At 66.6% G+C, this 17,618-nt stretch carries 17 protein-coding genes; 3 read left to right on the top strand and 14 right to left on the bottom strand.

From position 1 onward, the window contains the following. Positions 1-84 precede the first annotated feature (84 nt). Positions 85-1,713 carry an AMP-binding protein gene (locus tag LCL87_RS23840; protein WP_225023928.1) on the bottom strand — a complete coding sequence of 543 codons (1,629 nt, stop codon included), beginning with the start codon at positions 1,711-1,713 and terminating at the stop codon, positions 85-87. 103 nt (positions 1,714-1,816) lie between these two features. On the opposite strand from LCL87_RS23840, the gene LCL87_RS23845 reads away from it, so the two are divergent. Beyond that, positions 1,817-2,686, top strand: coding sequence for a helix-turn-helix domain-containing protein (locus LCL87_RS23845; protein ID WP_225023929.1), 870 nt, complete (start codon positions 1,817-1,819; stop codon positions 2,684-2,686). Positions 2,687-2,714: 28 nt separating this feature from the next. Here LCL87_RS23845 and LCL87_RS23850 read toward each other — a convergent pair whose 3' ends face one another. Continuing rightward, entirely contained in the window at positions 2,715-3,137 is a 423-nt protein-coding gene (locus LCL87_RS23850) for a CD225/dispanin family protein (RefSeq protein WP_225023930.1), read from the bottom strand. 79 nt (positions 3,138-3,216) lie between these two features. Here LCL87_RS23850 and LCL87_RS23855 point away from each other — a divergent pair, with 79 nt between their 5' ends. Beyond that, entirely contained in the window at positions 3,217-4,017 is an 801-nt protein-coding gene (locus LCL87_RS23855; RefSeq protein WP_225023931.1) for a nuclear transport factor 2 family protein, read from the top strand. 12 nt (positions 4,018-4,029) lie between these two features. Here the strand turns inward: LCL87_RS23855 and LCL87_RS23860 are convergent, their stop codons facing one another. The 8 genes from LCL87_RS23860 to LCL87_RS23895 form a co-directional block, all read right to left on the bottom strand. After that, positions 4,030-4,920, bottom strand: coding sequence for a type II secretion system F family protein (locus LCL87_RS23860; RefSeq protein WP_225023932.1), 891 nt, complete (start codon positions 4,918-4,920; stop codon positions 4,030-4,032). A 26-nt stretch (positions 4,921-4,946) separates the two neighbouring features. After that, entirely contained in the window at positions 4,947-6,818 is a 1,872-nt protein-coding gene (locus tag LCL87_RS23865; RefSeq protein WP_225023933.1) for a type II secretion system F family protein, read from the bottom strand. Next, positions 6,815-8,023 (bottom strand): TadA family conjugal transfer-associated ATPase, encoded by a 1,209-nt coding sequence (locus LCL87_RS23870; RefSeq protein WP_225023934.1) that lies wholly within the window; start codon positions 8,021-8,023, stop codon positions 6,815-6,817. Before LCL87_RS23870 ends, LCL87_RS23865 begins: the two co-directional genes overlap by 4 nt. Before the next feature lie 185 nt (positions 8,024-8,208). Beyond that, on the bottom strand, positions 8,209-9,420 hold the full coding sequence (locus LCL87_RS23875) for an AAA family ATPase (RefSeq protein WP_225023935.1): 1,212 nt from the start codon (positions 9,418-9,420) through the stop codon (positions 8,209-8,211). Next, positions 9,417-10,079 (bottom strand): RcpC/CpaB family pilus assembly protein, encoded by a 663-nt coding sequence (gene cpaB / locus LCL87_RS23880; protein ID WP_225023936.1) that lies wholly within the window; start codon positions 10,077-10,079, stop codon positions 9,417-9,419. The genes LCL87_RS23875 and cpaB overlap by 4 nt, the downstream gene beginning before the upstream one ends. 84 nt (positions 10,080-10,163) lie before the next feature. Beyond that, positions 10,164-11,087, bottom strand: a complete 924-nt coding sequence (locus LCL87_RS23885; protein WP_510850850.1) for a pilus assembly protein TadG-related protein — start codon at positions 11,085-11,087, stop codon at positions 10,164-10,166. Between the two features lie 29 nt (positions 11,088-11,116). Then, positions 11,117-11,518 carry a TadE/TadG family type IV pilus assembly protein gene (locus LCL87_RS23890; RefSeq protein ID WP_225023938.1) on the bottom strand — a complete coding sequence of 134 codons (402 nt, stop codon included), beginning with the start codon at positions 11,516-11,518 and terminating at the stop codon, positions 11,117-11,119. 78 nt (positions 11,519-11,596) lie between these two features. Continuing rightward, a complete protein-coding gene (locus LCL87_RS23895; RefSeq protein WP_225023939.1) occupies positions 11,597-11,800 on the bottom strand; it encodes a Flp family type IVb pilin in 204 nt (67 codons plus the stop codon). Positions 11,801-12,126: 326 nt separating this feature from the next. Between LCL87_RS23895 and LCL87_RS23900 the strand changes: the two genes are divergently transcribed. Beyond that, positions 12,127-12,915 (top strand): prepilin peptidase, encoded by a 789-nt coding sequence (locus LCL87_RS23900; RefSeq protein WP_225023940.1) that lies wholly within the window; start codon positions 12,127-12,129, stop codon positions 12,913-12,915. Positions 12,916-12,921: 6 nt separating this feature from the next. Here the strand turns inward: LCL87_RS23900 and LCL87_RS23905 are convergent, their stop codons facing one another. The 4 genes from LCL87_RS23905 to dxr form a co-directional block, all read right to left on the bottom strand. Beyond that, on the bottom strand, positions 12,922-13,758 hold the full coding sequence (locus LCL87_RS23905; RefSeq protein WP_225023941.1) for a GNAT family N-acetyltransferase: 837 nt from the start codon (positions 13,756-13,758) through the stop codon (positions 12,922-12,924). A gap of 114 nt (positions 13,759-13,872) precedes the next feature. Next, positions 13,873-15,036 (bottom strand): flavodoxin-dependent (E)-4-hydroxy-3-methylbut-2-enyl-diphosphate synthase, encoded by a 1,164-nt coding sequence (gene ispG, locus LCL87_RS23910; protein ID WP_225023942.1) that lies wholly within the window; start codon positions 15,034-15,036, stop codon positions 13,873-13,875. A gap of 61 nt (positions 15,037-15,097) precedes the next feature. Beyond that, positions 15,098-16,330 carry a site-2 protease family protein gene (locus LCL87_RS23915; RefSeq protein ID WP_225023943.1) on the bottom strand — a complete coding sequence of 411 codons (1,233 nt, stop codon included), beginning with the start codon at positions 16,328-16,330 and terminating at the stop codon, positions 15,098-15,100. Positions 16,331-16,336: 6 nt separating this feature from the next. After that, positions 16,337-17,494 (bottom strand): 1-deoxy-D-xylulose-5-phosphate reductoisomerase, encoded by a 1,158-nt coding sequence (dxr, locus tag LCL87_RS23920; protein ID WP_225023944.1) that lies wholly within the window; start codon positions 17,492-17,494, stop codon positions 16,337-16,339. Between the last annotated feature and the right edge of the window lie 124 nt (positions 17,495-17,618).

Here is a 17,618-nt window from a genome sequence, read left to right on the forward strand (position 1 = left end):
GTTTTGCGCACTTATCGCGAGTCCCAGCACGGGAAACACGCGACAAGTGCGCAAAACGCGAGGGGTGAGGGGCGGGAACTCGGGTCAGGAGCCCTGACGCAGGATGTACCGCTGGACCTTGCCACTGGGGGTCTTGGGCAGCTGCGGGACGAAGTGCACGGTGCGCGGGTAGGCGTGCGCCGCGAACTTCTTCTTCACCAACTGCTGCAGGTCCTCCTCGAGCTCGTCGGTGCCCTCGACACCCGGCCGCAGCACGACGAACGCCTCGAGCACCTCGCCGCGCAGCTGGTCGGGCATGCCGACGACCGCGGCCTCGACGACGTCGTCGTGCATCACCAGCACGCTCTCGACGTCGAACGGGCCGATGCGGTAGCCGGCCATGATGATCACGTCGTCGTCGCGGGACGAGAAGAAGAACCGGCCCTGCTCGTCGACCTGGCCGGCGTCGCCGGTGATGTACCAGCGGCCGTCCGGCGTGAAGCGGGCCGCGGTCTTCTCCGGGGCGTCGCTGTAGCCGGTGAACCACATGAGCGGGCTGGCATGGGTGTCGATCGCGACGCGGCCGGGGGTGTGCGGCGGGGCGATCTCGTCGGCGTCGTCCGCGAGGACAGCGCAGCTCCAACCGGGCAGCGGACGGCCCATCGAGCCGGGGACGACGTCCTCGCGCAGCCCGTCGGCCCACGCGTTGATGATGAACATGCCGTGCTCGGTCTGCCCGTACTGGTCGCGGACCGTCACACCCAGCTCCGCCTCCGACCACGCGATGACATCGGGCGTGAGCGGCTCGCCGGCCGACGACGCGCGGCGCAGCTGCACCGATTCCGGGACGGGCGTCTCGTCGGCGCGCAGGCTGCGGTACACGGTGGGCGCGGCGGCGAAATTCGTGACGCCGAACCGCTCCATCACCTGCCACGTCAGCGGCGCGGAGAACCCGGCGTGCAGCAGGATGCTGCGGGTACCGGACGCCATCGGGCCGAGCAGCGCGTAGTACAGCCCGTACGCCCAGCCCGGATCGGCGGCGTTCCAGAACACGTCGTCCTCGCGAACGTCGAGTCCCCACTCGATGTAGGAGCGGAACGCGGCGAGCGCGCGGATCGGCACCGGAACACCCTTCGGGGAGCCGGTGGTGCCGCTGGTGAACAAACGAACGATCGGGGCGTCGCCGCCCAGCGCCACCGCCGCACCGCGCGGATCGTCGGCGGAATGCTGCGCGAGCAGGTCGGCGAACCGCAGGACGCCGTCGCCGCCGCCTTCACCCGTGACGACGACCTGCCACGACGGGTTCACCGGCATGTCGTCGCCGGGCGCGAGCTTGTCGAGCTGGTTCTCGTCGGAGATCACGACCTTGGCACCGCTGGCCTCGAGCCGGAACGCAATCGCCGGCGTCGCGAACGCCGTGAACAGCGGGACGTGGACGGCACCGCGTCGCCAGATACCCAGCAGTGCGACGACGAGGTCCGCGGACTTGCCCATCAGCGTGGCGACGCAGTCACCGGGCTCGACCCCGAGGTCGGCGAGGGCAGCCGCGAATCGCGTCGACTGCTCCCGCAGCCAGCCGTACGTCAGATCCGTCGAGGACAGGTCGGACTCGACGACGGTGAATGCCACCGCATCGGCCGGGTGCCGGTCGCACAGCAGTTCCGCCGCGCAGGCCTGCGGGGTGTCGTACAGCGCCAAGAGTTCGCGCACGCGGGCGGTGGTGTCGACGGTCATCGTCACTCCTCGTCGTCGGGGCCCGGTTCACCCCCGGGCCGTCGTGCTCCCTATGCTGCAAGTCACAGCCTCGAACCACTACCCCCGGAAAGGGGTGAAGAGGATGCCGACCGACAGCACGGCCCTGCTTCGACCACGCGACCGCGACGCCCTGCGCACTGAGCTGCGCAAAGTCGCCGGCGCCGGCATCGTTCCCGTCGTTTTCGGCGGCGAGGTCCACGACGGCACCCTGCATCTCGACGAGTTCGTCGGCACCCACACCGACGGCCTGCGCGGCCTGGCGGTGTCGGAGAGTTCGGGCCTCGGCGGACACGTCGTCGCCCGCCGCAACCCCGCGGCGGTGCACGACTACGGCCGCGCCCGCACCATCACCCACCACTACGACGGGCCGGTCCTGGCCGAGGGACTGTGCTCGGTGCTCGCGATGCCGGTCGTCGTCCGCGGGAACTCCCGTGCCGTGATGTACGCCGCGATCCGCGAACGCGTCCAGCTGGGCGACCGCATCGCGGACGTCATGATGCAGGCCGGCCGCCGCCTGGCGAACGAGATCGCGATCCGAGACGAGGTGGACCGCCGGGTGGCGCTGCTCGACGCCGCCGCGGCCGAGGCTCCGGCGCCGGGCGGGGCCGATGCCGAGGAGATCCGCGACGTACACGCGGAGCTGCGCAGCATTGCGCAGACCGTCGACGACCCGGCGCTCCAGGAACAACTCCGCGCATTGTCCAACCGCCTCGCCGGCATCGGGTCCCCGGACGAGACCGAACGCCCCGCGCCGTCGGTCGTGCTGTCCCCGCGCGAGGTGGACGTGCTCAGCCATGCCGCACTCGGCTGCTCGAATGTCGTTATCGCCGAACGCCTGTCGGTGAAGCCCGAGACCGTCAAGAGCTACCTGCGCAGTGCCATGAGCAAGCTCGACGCCCATTCACGTCGCGAGGCCGTGGTGTCGGCGCGGCGGTTGGGGTTGCTTCCGTAGCCGTCGGCAGCTTCGCCAGGAACCTGAACTAGAAATCGAAGCTACCGAAGTCGCCTCCCCCGAAGTCGCCTCCCCCGAAATCGCAGTAGCCCGGACCGGTGAACGACGGCGAGACTCCGTGCTCGCGGTGCTCGTCGATCCACACGGCCGAGACCACGACGTACACTGCCACCAGCACCACGGCGATCGAGCCTCCGATCCACAGCGACACCTGCCCGAGCCTCCGGACCCGGTTCGACGCGCGGCGCGCCCCGTCGCGGTCGCCGTCGGCCCACAGCGGATGCACGTTGAACGCGTGCGTGAAGGCCGCGAACGACAACGGCCAGAAGAAGAGCAGCGCCGCGACGGCCCAGCCGCCGTGGACGGGCGGCCGCCGTTCCGCGAGCGCGTCGGCACCACCGTTCTCGTCATCGGAGCCGTCGAACTCGGTCGAAGCAGGCATTTCGGTCATCGCCGCAGCCTAGGGGTCGGGCGGCCGCCACACCGCATAATTCTGGAACACGTTCCACCTCTGTGCCATACTCGCGACCATGTCAGCGACGCCGATCGAGACGACCACGATCATCCGCACCACCACCGCACAGGAGTTGCTCGATCTGGCGCGGCAGTCCCCCGCCGCCGTCGCGGCGCACGACAAGAAGGCCTGGCTGGAGCTGTTCGCGGACCGGCACGTGGTCGAGGACCCGGTCGGCGGCCGGCCCGTCCTGGGCGGGCTGTACGACCGTCGCAGCCACGTCCGCGGCGGCGATCCCCTCGCGCGTTTCTGGGACACGTTCATCGCACCGAACGACATCGTCTTCCACGTCGAGAACGAGGACATCGTCAGCGGCCTCGATGTGATCCGCGACGTCACGATCGAGACCCGCCTCGGCGGCGGCGTCGTGGCGAGGGCGCCGATGCACCTGGTGTACGAGACCACGCTCGACGAGGGCGCGCCCCGCATCCGACGAATCGCCGCGCACTGGGAAGTGGCGCCGATGTTCGCTCAGGTCGCCGGTGTCGATCGTGCGAAACTCGCTGTCGCAGCGGGTATGAGCGCCCGCATGCTGAAACTGCAGGGCCTCGGAGGGTCGCTCGCGTTCGGTCTCGCGGTCCGCAGCGTCGGCGAACGCGGCAAGCGATCGGTCCGGCGTCTGGTCGCCGACGCCAAGCGGGGCGACCGCACAGCACTCGACCTGCTCGGCGGCCAGGTGGTCGACGACGTCACCAAGGCCATCGCGGCCGGCGACACCGTCACCGCGACCTGCACCGTCGACGGTGAGCATGCGGTGCTGTTCTGCTACCTGAACCGGAAGACGATGCAGGTAGCGCGGGCGGTCGTGTACCGGTAGCCAGGAGCTTCCCTACATGCCGCCCAATACCTCCATCATATTGATTACCGCCGGGCCCAAGATGACGATAAAGATGGTCGGCAGGATGCAGGTCATCAGGGGGAAGAGCACCTTCACCGGGACCTTCATCGCCTTCTCCTCGGCGCTCTGACGGCGCTTGAGGCGCATCTCCGACGCCTGGGTGCGCAGGACGTCGGCAATCGCGACGCCGTATTCGTCGGCTTGGATGACGGCTCGAAGGAATCTCCGCAGGTTCGGCGCCTTCGTTCTGGCCGCAAGGTCGAGATACGCGAGGCGTCTCGACTGCCCCATCTGGATGTCCTGCAGGGTCCGAATGAATTCCTCGGCCAGCGGCCCCCTTCCGTTCTTGGCCGCACGCTGCATGGCCGACTCGAACCCGAGTCCCGCTTCCACTGCGATGGTCATCTGATCGAGAGTGTCTGCCAGTGCGAGTTCGATGGCCGCCTGACGCTCCTGACCGCGGCTGTGCAGGAGTAGTTCGGGAACGAAATACGCCAGTGCGACCGCGGCGACGGCAAAGAGGACCCGCCCGATGCTCTGTGACGAACTCACGGCGACAAGCGCCAGCAAGGCGGCACCTGCCGCGAGGACTAGCTTCATCATCGCTGCCCGCTCGGGAGCCCACATTGCAGGGCGACCGGCAAGAACATGCAGGCGTTCCAGCCTCGCCATCGTCCCTGGCGGCGACAGCAGCTTGGCGAAGCGTGCCGGCGAGATCGAAGGAGCAGTCCCCGACACAGGACTCGGCAATGCCAGCTGTGACTGCAGATTCTGCAGGGCCGGTCCTCGCTCCGAGTCCCGGGCGCCGAGCATCAACCACACCAGCATGCCCAACGCCGCGCCCACCGACAGAGCGGCCACGAGCACCAGTGGTGGAATCACAAACACCTCCCGAAGACAGAGCAGCACTAGAACTTGACCGAGACAACCTTGTTCATCCAGAGTCCACCGGCAGTCAGCATGACGAGACCCACACCGATCATCACGTAACCAACGACGTTGTCGGTCAGCCTCGACAGGTACTCAGGGTTCGAGACCATCAGGAACGCGGTGAGTCCGAAAGGTAGTGCCATCAGCACGTAGGCCGACATCTTTCCCTCTGCAGCAAGGGCTTTCACTTGACGACGGATCTGATTCCGTTCCCGAATGGTGTGGCCCACCTGGTCGAGGACTTCGGCGAGGTCTCCCCCGACTTCCCTGTTGATCGCGATCGCCTGGGCAATCCAATTGAAGTCCTCGCTCTGCATGCGCCGAGCGACGTCGTCGAGCGAGTCACCGAGATCACGTCCCACGCGCGTCTCGTTGACGATTCGAGCGAACTCCTCCGACGTGGGACTCTCCGCTTCCCTCGACACTGCATCGAGTGCTCGCAGCATGCTGTGGCCGGCCCGAAGGTTGCTGGCGAGCAGCTGAAGCGAGTCGTCGAGCTGATCGGCGAAGGCTGCCCGTCTGCGACCCGCCATCACCCGGAGATAGACCTTCGACAACCCCGCGGTAATCGCCGCGAGCAAGAGCGCCAACAGAATTCCCGACACGAGTAGGCCTACTGCCGCAGCGGTCACCGCAGCGGCGCCGACCAGAGCAATGTAGTCACCGGGACGAAGCTTCAGGCCCGCCTCCTGGAGCGCCTGGGTCCGGGCTGCAATGCGCCCGCGTCGACGCAGGTTCTGGTCGATCCACTGCACCAATCGCTCCGCGAATCGGGACAGGACCGATTCCCGGCCCTCCTGCCGACCCCGCCGCTCCGCCGATATCCTGGCGGGCGCTTTGCCGACCACGGCAAGTGCGCCACCTGCAAGTGCCAGATAGCACGCCAGCAGCCCGATCACCATTCCTGTCGAGGACGCTAAGAACCCATGAGCCGCCGAAGTATCGGTCGGTGGTGTCGACGCCGCCGCGGGCAGCGTCACCGGGAACGGGTCACTCACCCGGTGCGCCATTCCGCTTCGCACACTCACCACCACCTGGGTGTCACCGCCGACCTCCGAGCGATACCTGACGACATAGAGGTTCCCCAGCGCGCGGGCCGCCGACTGGTAGATCGCGCCGAGCGCCGCGGTGTCCTCCGCAGTGGCGTACTGACCGCGCGACTCCCGGGCAATCTGCTGCAGCAAAGCGGAATTCGTCTCCGATGTCGACATCTGCACGGTATACAGCGACGCGTGCGACCGGCTCAGCACGGTCGGTATCTCCGACATCGCGTGTGCACTCGACGTGTCGGCGCCGTCGGTCAACAACAGCAGGATGTTGTTGGGTGCTTCGCCCCGATCGAGCATCTCGGCGGCCGCGACCACCGAGTCGGCAATCGCACTGTTACCTCCCGCCCTCAGTCCGTCGATTCTGCGGAGCAGATCCTCGGTGTCCGTCGTCAGTTCCGAGATCACCTGCGGTGTCGAGGAAATCGCGACGACGCCGATGTGCGCTCCGGTCGGCGCCTGCCGCACGAAATCCGAAGCGGCCCGCTTGACGTCGTCGAGTGCCGGGCCGGACATCCCGCCGGACACATCGATCGCGAGGACAATGTCCTGCTCGGATCCCGGCTGCTGTCGGACCTCGATCTCTCGCGGCACGCCGCCCTCGGTGAGCGCGAATGTATCCGGTTCGATGGGCTGCCCCGCGAGACTGGGCGGCGCGAGGATGGAGACCTCGGCGTCGGGCAGTCGGGTGGTGTCGACGGCTGCGACCTGGACTGCATCCGGATCGGCATCGTCCGCACCGGCAGGAATCCCCAACAAACCCACTCCGAGGGCGAGCACCACGGCCACCACGAACCGTCTCATGCCCGCCCCCGGAAGGGCTCTCCCACCCCGAACACACTCGGCGACAGTGCAATACCGAGATCCCGGAACTTGTCGGTGAACCGTGGCCGCACACCCGTGGGCTGAGGTTTGCCGAGGAATCGCCCGCGCGCATCGACCCCGGCGCTGTAGTCGAACAGGAACGCGTCCTGCAGGGTGACGATCTCACCCTCCATGCCCTGCACCTCGGTCACATGGGTGACCCGACGCGTACCGTCCCGCAATCGGGTGAGCTGGACGATCACATCGACCGCCGAGGCGATCTGCTCCCGGATGGCCCGCAACGGCAAATCCATACCGGCCATCAGCACGAGCGTCTCCAGCCGGGCAATGGCGTCGCGCGGCGAGTTCGCATGCACCGTCGACAGCGAGCCGTCATGGCCGGTGTTCATGGCCTGCAGCATGTCCAGACTCTCGCCGCCGCGGCACTCGCCGACCACGATCCGGTCCGGGCGCATACGCAGCGAGTTCCGGACCAGGTCACGGATCGTTACTGCGCCCTTGCCCTCGATGTTCGGCGGGCGGCTCTCGAGCCGCACCACATGGTCCTGCTGGAGCTGGAGCTCGACCGCATCCTCGATCGTGACGATCCGTTCTCCCTCCGGGATGAACGACGACAGCACGTTCAGCAGCGTGGTCTTGCCCGTACCGGTGCCGCCCGACACGATGACGTTCAATCGGGCCTGCACACAGGCGTCCAGCAACTCGGCCATCTCGGGCGAGAGGGTGCCGAACGCGACGAGATCGTCGACCTGGAACGGATCCTTGGAGAACTTTCGGATCGTGAGCGACGAGCCGTTGAACGCCAACGGCGGGATCACGGCATTAACGCGGGAACCGTCGGCCAGACGGGCATCGACCAGCGGCGAGGATTCGTCGATACGACGACCGACCGCGGCCACGATCCGTTCGATCACCCGACGCAGGTGTGCCTCGTCTGCGAACCGGGCGGAGCTGCGGGTGAGGGTGCCGTCACGTTCGACATAGACCATGTCGTGGCTGTTGACCATGATCTCGGTGACCGACGGGTCGTCGAGCAAACGTTGCAACGGACCGTGGCCCAGCACCTCGTCGCCGACCTCGCGTAGCAGTCGCTGCCGCTCGTCGAAGGTGAGCGGCGTCGCCTCCTGCTCGACGATCATGGCTAGTTCCTCACGCACCAGGGTGTGGAGCTGCTCCTCGCTCAACGAGGAATCGTTGAAGCGCGTGCCGATCCGGGTGTACAGGGCCGCACTCGCACGGTCCTTCAATTCCGCTAGCGCGTCCGCCGGCGGCGGGGACGCCTTGGGCCGCACCGGCTTTCCGACTGCGGGCGGTGCGGCGGCTTCGGTGGGTGCAGCACCGCGTACGGCCTCCAGCCGTTGGGACAGTCTCACTTCGCGCCCACCGCCTCCGCTGCCCGGTGGCGCGCACGCTTGCCCTTGGCCGAAGCCGGAACCGGAGCCGGAGCCGGATCGATGCGGCCGACCAAGCGCCACAGCTCTTTCGCGGTGCGGTCCCTACCAGGGTTCTGCAGCAACGGAACACCCCGGTTAGTCGACAGCGCAACGGATTTTGATCGTTTGAGGACAATATCGGCGGGGATCCCGATCGTATTCTGGATGTCCTGGACGGTCAGTCCCTCGCGCCGGTCTGCGAAGTTCAGCACGACGTGCCGCGAGGCCTGAACCAGATTCAGTTCGGTGAGTATCTGCAGTTCCTTGTGCATCCCGCGCACGCTCGGCACGTCCATGCCCGATACCAGCACGACGTCGGTGGCGAGATCGAGCGCCGCGACGGTGTGCTCGAGGAGCCCCGGGGCGGTGTCGACGATCACGTACCGGAACTCGGCCGCCAGCTGGGTCAGGAGCGCGGTCACCTGCTCGCCAGTGATGCTGTCCCCCGCCGCCGGCGAATCGGGTCCGCACAGCGCGTACAGCCCGGTCGAGTGTGGCGTCAATTCGGTTTTGAGGACGATCGAGTCCTGGCTGGCCGGACCCGAGACCGCGTCAGCGAGGCTGTGTTCCGGAACCAGCTGGAGTGCGCTGGCGACGTCTCCGAACTGCACGTCGAGATCGACCAGCACCGTCGAGTGCGGCGCCGCAGCAGCGAGCCCGACAGCCAGATTGGTGGCGACGGTCGTCTTCCCGGTGCCACCCTTCGGGGAGGCAACCACGATGATCTTTCCCTGCACCACCTGCCGCTCCGGAGATGTGCTCGTGCCTTGGCGGCGCGCCAACGCCGCCAGCCCGGCGCGTTCGAGGACCACCCGGATGTCGGAGATCTCAGCTTCCGGCGACATCACATCGCGCACCCCAGCACGCATCGCAGTCAGCCAGACGTCGGTGCCCGCATCACTGGCCAGCACCACCGTCGTGCCAGGTGTCGACTGGTCGATCCGGCTGGCCAGCGAAAGACCCTCCGCTCCAGGAACGTCCGGACCGAGGATCAAGACATCCGGCTGCTCGGTCACACCAAGCCCGGCGAGCTGCATCGGACCGTGAGGAACCGGTTGCGCCGGCAGGACCATCAGGTTGCCGTCCGCTGCGTGATACACGCGGCGAGCGAAATCATCACGGGTGGTTAACAACACGACACGGCTCATCGGAACACTCCTTCCGGGGTGATGATGGATGCCCCCGCCTCGTTGGCGCTGAGCGGTTCGTTGGAGAGCCAAATCGTCCCGTACTCCGCCGCAAACAGGACGCGCTCCGCCATCGGGACATCGACGGCCAGCGACACGAGGAACGCCTCAGTCGGGGCAGGACTCGGCGCCGAATCTACTGCGCTCGAATCCTTCTCGCTAGCCTTGGCCAATGTGCCCTGTACACGCGTCACGCGAACCTTCTGAAACCGCAGGTGCGTTTCGTAGTTCTTGACGGGCGGCGAGAAGGACATGAAGACACCGACGGTGTCGCCTGGCGCGATGTGGCCGCCGAGGGCACGCTGAGGCTCGAGCAGGACCGTCACCTCCTGCATCCCCTCGGGCATACCGCCCTGATCCTGACTGCGGGCCGTCGCGGGATCGGCGAAGCGTGCAGACACCAACTGTTCGCCAGCCAACAAGTCGGTGAGCGCGACCTTACCGGCCAGTTGGTCGAGGCTCGTCACCCGCTCCGGCAGCACCGCCATCTCCGGAAGTTTCTTGACTGCAACCATTCCCACGAGAGACTTCGCGGGAGTGTTCTTGGGAATCGTCTGGGTAACGACGAGCACGTCGACGGTCCGGGTACCCTCGAGCGCGCGAGCATCCGCTCCGCGCACGTACGAGATCAGGGCAATTGTCCCGACGACGGCTAGAACGACCGCACAGACCGCAGCGATGACTCGGGTTCTCAAAGAGGGCTCCTAATCGAGCAAACTGATCGTACTCACGCCGAAATCGTTCCCTCCCGGCGTCAGATCCGAATCGAGACTGACTATTTTCACAAAGGTGCCGATGATTCCACGGCAACTGCCGGTACAGCTGAGAGCACCGTGAACATCGTTGTTCCAGTTGAACTCCGGATTGCCACTTAGCCGATAACCTTGAACCTTGAACGCCGCTAGCCCGACGATGTGGAACCAGCCACCGCTACCGGTTCCGCCTGCAACGTCGTAAATCGGAACCCGGACAACTGCGTTCTGAAACTGCTTGATCGTGTCCTTACAGGGTCCAGGGATGTTGTTGCCGGTGTCGCCCGGGGTCGCGTAGACTGTCGGGTCGATCTTCGCTGGGCAACGGCCATTCGAGCCCTGCAGCCAACCAAAGTTGCCGGGCGCCGCATTTCCCGAGGTTCCGTTGCAGCGCGGGGCCGTGACGTTGTAGGCAACAAGGATCTTCACGTCCAGACTCTTCGAGTCGTCGAAATGACACTTGTGGAACGTGAGCGGCAGTTCAGCCGTCCCACCTAGAGGAAACACACAGCTTGCGGTCGCTGACGCCGATATCTCGCTCCGGTCGAATCCGAGGACCGGAGCGAACACATTCCTCCGACCGGTCAGCCCGTCATCGCCCACCGCCGATGCAGTGACCTTGACCTTCCGCTTCACGCCATCGATCACGGCCGTACTCGCGGCCGACGAACTGTTGACGTTTGCTTGGACCAAGCGAGACACAGAGGGTGTCGAAGGCGTTACCTCACAGTCCGATTCTTGAGCAACAGCAAGTGCTGCCGCGTCGGCCCCATTCTGTAACTGGCGTTTGACAACGTAATTTGCGCCGATATCGATCGATATGGCGGCACAGCCCAAGAGTACGACCACGAGGATCGCGACGAGAACCGCAACCACGCCGCGCTCGTCACCGGATAGTCGAGCCGTCACCCACCGCATCGCATGACTCCCGTGCCGGTCAGTGTCGGCTTACCCGGGAATAGCCCCGTCAAGTACTCGAGTGGATAGCTGATCGTGAGCGTCACGGTGCTTCCACTGGGACAGGACGTGGCCGAACAGCCCTGCGTGCCAGAAGTACTGATGCAGATCTCCGCGTCGGTGATGCCCGGGCTGAACACGCCAGCACCCTTCACGGCAGTCCGAGCGGCCGTTGCGTCCTTCTTGATGGCCATCACCCGGACGCCCTCACGAGCAGCAGCACTGACGGCGTTCTGGACGTTGTACCCCCGCCCGAACTCGATAATGCCCAGGACAAGCGTAATCAAGATCGGCACGACAAGAGCGAACTCGACTGCGGCAACTCCAGAATCGGAATGAAGGCGTTTCATGATCACCCCTTGCAAGTCCAACGATGTCGGCGGCCCCCACACGGGAACCGCCGACATCATCCGTTCGACCAGAGTGACCTAGGTAGCCGGCTCGTCGAAGCTGAAGCCCTCGAACAGGCCACTGATCTTTTCACCGAACGCGAAGACGGCGATGATGATCACCATCGCGATGCCGGCAACCATCAACCCGTACTCGACGGCGGTGGCACCCCGGTCTTCACGGGTCAGACGGTCCTTGGCGTCTAAGCCCATGAGGTACAGGTTCGCGAAGAAGAGGTTCATGAGAGCTCCTGATTTTGGTAGGGGAGAGGATCTCTGTTTGGAGTTTCGAGCGATGTGAAGCAGATCACCTTTCCAGGTAATCTGATCGGCAACTGTAGGGCTTCAAAACCGTACTGGACACCCTTCAAGGTCACGGTTTCATCACGATCATCGGGTCTAGTGAAACACCTGGAACTGGTCTACGATTCAACAAGTCTTCGGCGAGATCGACTGCGCCCCAACGAAAGTATTTTCAACAGCAGGTCGATCGCCCCGATTCCCGGCCCCAGGATCACAAGCGAGATCACCGAAAGAGAGCGCAAACTGACAGTCACAGGTGATCAAAGATGATCGTCGCCACGGGGGCCGCAGCCGCGGCATTGGGCATCCTCGCCGGTTCGCTCGCGAACAGGGCGATCGACCGGGTTCGCTCGGAGACTGCGCAAGTCGAATCGGCCGAGACGTCCACGGACCCAAACCCGTCCAACCCCTCCCCCACACCTGTGACGTCCACCCGGATCGCTGTGGTCGACACGTTCACGCCAAACCGCGACGTCGGCGCACGCAGGATCCTCGTCGAACTCTCCACGGCGCTGCTGTTCGTAGCGGTCACAATGCGTCTCGCAACCCTGGACATGCTCCCGGCAGCTCCGGCGTATCTGTGGTTCACCGCGGTCGGCGTCGCCCTCGCGGTCATCGACATCGACTGCAAGCGCCTGCCGAACTTCCTTGTCGTGCCGTCGTATCCGATCGTATTCGTCTGCCTGACAGCAGCTTCCGCGATTCTGGACGACTGGCCGGCCCTGCAACGCGCCGCGATCGGAGCGGCCGTGCTCTTCGGGTTCTACTTCCTGCTCGCCTTGATCTATCCCGCTGGCATGGGGTTCGGCGACGTCAAACTCGCCGGCGTCATCGGCGCCGTCCTCGCCTATCTCTCCTACGGCACGCTGCTCGTCGGGGCGTTTCTCGCCTTCCTGGTGGCCGCGCTCGTCGGTGTGGTCATCCTGGTGACCCGGCGCGGCCGCATCGGAACGACGATTCCGTTCGGGCCGTACATGATTGCGGCCGCCCTGATCGCGATCCTCGCCGCCGACCCTCTTGCGCGCGCGTATCTGGACTGGGCCGGCGCGGCCTGAACCGGATCAGTCGAGCAGGATCGTCGCGAAGGTCGCAACCTGCGTGAAGCCGACCGTCGCGTACGTGCGACGGGCCCGCTCGTTGTAGGCATTCACGTAGAGGCTGGGTACCCGTCCCAATGCGGTCACGGCGGCCGCCACGGCCGCGGTGCCCGAAGCGCCGATGCCCTCGCCACGGCGCGACGGAGTGACCCACACACCCTGGATCTGTCCCACGGAGGCGGACATGGATCCCACCTCCGCCTTGTACAGCACCTCGCCGTTCTCGAACCGCGCCCACGCACGCCCGGACGCGATCAGGTTCGCGACGCGGCGCCGGTAGTTGCGGCCGCCGTCGTTGGCCCGGGGATCGATGCCCACCTCCTCGATGAACATCGCGATCGCGGCCGGCAGGTACGACTCGAGCTCGTCCATGCGCACCTGACGCACGCGCGGATCGGGCCGTACCGCCGAGTCTCCGTGCAGCGCGAGCAGCGGCTGATCCGAACGGATCTCGCGCGCCGGACCCCATTCCGACTCGAGCATCTCCCACAGCGGCAGGGCCAGCGACGCCCGCCCGACGATCGACGAACACATACGCGGAAACCGGGTGGCCCGGTCCGCGAACGACCTCAGATCATCGGTGTCGCCGAGCAGCGGCACCAGGTTGGCGCCCGCGAAACACAACGACTCGGTGGGCCCGCCACGACTCCACATCTCGCCCTGGAGTGCCCGCGGATCGAGTCCGGACTGCTGGACCCGCGCCGCGACCATGCAGGCCGCCACCGGGTCGGCTTCGAGGACACGCAACACCTGGGCGGTGTCCCGACCACCCAGTTGCCTCGCTCCGAGAAGCTTGAGCACTGACGCACCCCCTTGTGCAGTGGGACCGCTCGGCATGAGTTCTGTCAGCGTCGAACTGTCAGTGCCGGATCTGGAACCCACATTGCCATGAACATGCGCCGGGGTGGAAGGATTTCAGCTGACGGTGACCACCGGCGCGCCGCCGGCCTCCCCGCCCTCCATCTCCTCCGCGATCCGCATCGCTTCCTCGATCAGCGTCTCGACGATCTGCGCCTCCGGGACGGTCTTGATGACCTTGCCCTTGACGAAGATCTGGCCCTTGCCGTTGCCGGACGCCACACCCAGATCAGCCTCGCGGGCCTCGCCGGGACCGTTGACGACGCAGCCCATCACAGCGACGCGCAGCGGGATCTCCATGCCCTCGAGACCTGCGGTCACCTGCTCGGCGAGCGTATAGACGTCGACCTGGGCGCGGCCGCAGGACGGGCACGAGACGATCTCGAGCTTGCGCGGGCGCAGGTTCAGCGACTGCAGGATCTGCGTGCCGACCTTGATCTCCTCCGCCGGCGGCGCCGACAGCGACACTCGGATGGTGTCGCCGATGCCCTCGGACAGCAGCGCACCGAACGCGACCGCGGACTTGATGGTGCCCTGGAACGCCGGGCCGGCCTCGGTCACGCCGAGGTGCAGCGGGTAGTCGCACTGCGCCGCCAGCTGCCGGTACGCCTCGACCATGATCACCGGATCGTTGTGCTTGACGGAGATCTTGATGTCGCCGAAGCCGTGCTCCTCGAACAGGCCCGCCTCCCACAGCGCCGACTCGACCAGCGCCTCCGGGGTGGCCTTGCCGTACTTCTGCATCAGCCGCGGATCGAGCGAACCGGCGTTGACGCCGATCCGGATCGGGATGCCGGCGTCACCGGCCGCCTTCGCGACCTCCTTGACGCGACCGTCGAACTCCTTGATGTTGCCGGGGTTGACGCGCACGGCCGCGCAACCGGCGTCGATCGCCGCGAAGATGTACCGCGGCTGGAAGTGGATGTCGGCGATCACCGGGATCTGGCTCTTCTTCGCGATCGCCGAGAGCGCGTCGGCGTCCTCCTGACGCGGGCACGCGACGCGGACGATGTCGCAACCCGACGCCGTCAGTTCGGCGATCTGCTGCAGGGTCGCGTTGACGTCGTGGGTCTTGGTGGTGCACATCGACTGCACCGACACCGGGTAGTCGCTGCCGACGCCCACGTTGCCGACCATCAGCTGACGGGTCTTGCGTCGCGGTGCGAGAACCGGGGTATCGCTGGGAGCACCTGGCATGCCCAAACCGACGGGGCTGGTCACGTTTCGCCTTCTTTCGTTGGTACGGGGCAAGTCTATCGTTCGACCGGAACGTCGAACCGGGTCACGGGAAGAGCTTGATCGGGTTGACGATGTCGGCCGTGAGCGTCAACAGCATGTATGCGCCACCGATCACCACCACGACGTAGGTGATCGGCATGAGCTTCATGTAGTCGACGGGGCCACCGGCCGCCAGACCGCGCATCTTCCGGATCGAGTTGCGGATCTTCTCGTAGATCGTCACCGCGATGTGCCCGCCGTCGAGCGGCAGCAGCGGCAGCAGGTTGAAGATGCCGAGGAAGAAGTTCAACGTCGCGAGCAGTCCGATGAAGACGTCGATGTAGCCGCGCTCGGCCATCTGCCCGCCGATCACGCTCGCCCCGACCACGCTGATCGGAGTGTCGAGGTCGCGCTCGCCACCGGTCACCGCGTCCCACAGGTCGACGACCTTCGATGGCATCTGCGTCAGCGCGTGCGCGGTCTGGACGAAGATGTCGCCGGTGTACACGATGCTCGCCGGGATCGCGGCCGGCAGCGAGTACTGCACGGTGGTCGGCTGCGCGCCGACGCCGATAGCGCCCACCTCCTGCGAGACCGGCGGCAGCGGCTTCTCCGGGGTGGACCCCGGCGGATTGACCCACCGCTGCACCTGCTCGATCTGCACCGGGATCACCAGCGTCTGCCCGTCCCGGTCGACGGTGAACTCCGCCGTCCCCGACAGCGGTTGCGTCGCCTTCACCACGTCGCCGAACGTCGCCGTCTCCTGGCCGTTCACCGCGGTGATCACGTCGCCGGCACGGATCCCGGCCGCGGCGGCCGGACCGTCGCCCACGCACTCGGAGAGCTCGTAGCCGCCGTCCGGGCCGGCCTGCGTCGGCGACGCGCACACGGTCTTCTCCACCACGGCGCGCGTCTCCGGGTTCGGCAGACCCCAGCCGACGGCCAGCACCACGAGCAGCACGAACCCGAGCAGGAAGTTCATCGCGATGCCGCCCGACATCACGACGATCCGCTTCCACGCCTTCTGCTTGTACATCGCGCGGTCGACCTCGTCGGGCGCGAGCTCGTCCACCGCCGTCATGCCGGCGATGTCACAGAAGCCGCCCGCCGGAATCGCCTTGAGGCCGTACTCGGTCTCGCCGCGGCGGAACGAGAAGATCTTGGGACCGAAGCCGATGTAGTAGCGCCGGACCTTCATGCCGAGCGCCTTGGCGGTCCACATGTGCCCGGCTTCGTGCAGCGCGATGGAGGCGCCGATACCGAGGGCGAAGAGCACTACTCCGATAGCGAAGACCATGCGGTTCTAGCCCTCCTGTTTCACGAACTCGCGCGCGCGGGCTCGGGCCCACCCGTCGGCGGCCAGTACGTCGTCCACGGTAGCGGGCGGCGCGGCCCACTCGCCGCCGGCCGCGAGGACGCGCTCGACGGTACGCACGATCTCCGGAAAACGCAGCGAACCAGTCAGGAAGGCCTCCGCGGCAATCTCGTTGGCAGCGTTGTAGACCGCGGTCATGCAGCCGCCCGCCTTGCCGGCCTGCCGGGCCAGATCGATCGCGGGGAACACCACGGAGTCGACCGGTTCGAACGTCCACGTCGAGGCGGTCCCGAAGTCGCATGCGGCCGCAGCGCCCGGGACCCGGTCCGGCCAGCCGAGCGCGAGCGCGATCGGCAGCTTCATGTCCGGCGGGCTCGCCTGCGCGAGCGTCGAGCCGTCGGTGAACGTCACCATCGAGTGCACGATCGACTGCGGGTGCACGGTGACGTCGATGCGGTCGTAGTCGATCCCGAACAGCAGATGCGTCTCGATCAGCTCGAGCCCCTTGTTCACCAGCGAGGCGGAATTGAGCGTGTTCATCGGGCCCATCGACCACGTGGGGTGGGCGCCGGCCTGCTCCGGGGTGACGTCCTCGAGCGCCGCCGCGGTCCAGCCACGGAACGGGCCGCCCGACGCGGTGAGAACCAACCGGTCCACCTCGTCGGCGCGACCGCCCCGCAGACACTGCGCGAGCGCCGAGTGTTCGGAGTCCACCGGGACGATCTGACCGGGCGCCGCCGCGGCGGTGACGAGCGGACCGCCGGCGACGAGCGACTCCTTGTTCGCGAGGGCCAGGCGTGCACCGGATTCCAGCGCCGCCAGCGTCGGCTCGAGCCCGAGCGACCCGACGAGCGCATTGAGCACGACGTCCGCCTCGGTCGTCCGGACCAGCTCGGTGACCGCGTCCGGACCCGACAGCACACCGGGCACCTCCAACCGGGCCGCAGCGGCGGGGTCGGCCACCGCAACACTGGTCACACCCGTCTCGGCGATCTGACGGGCGAGCAGGTCGATGTTCCCGCCCCCGGCCGCGAGTCCCACCACCTCGAACTTGTCGGGGTTGGCGGCGATGACCTCGAGGGCCTGGGTGCCGATGGAACCGGTGCTGCCGAGCAGCAGTACGCGAGTCGGTTGGGTGTCAGCCACGGATCCATTGTTCCTGACCGAAGCTGAGAGAATCACACAGGATTGGACTTCGTACCGGCGACCGTATTCACGACACCGCCGGGACCCAGGTTCGTACGACGCCCGGTCGTATGCCACGATAAGC

Origin of the sequence: Prescottella equi (assembly GCF_020171745.1) — a bacterium.
GTDB classification, from domain to species: Bacteria; Actinomycetota; Actinomycetes; order Mycobacteriales; family Mycobacteriaceae; genus Prescottella; species Prescottella equi_A.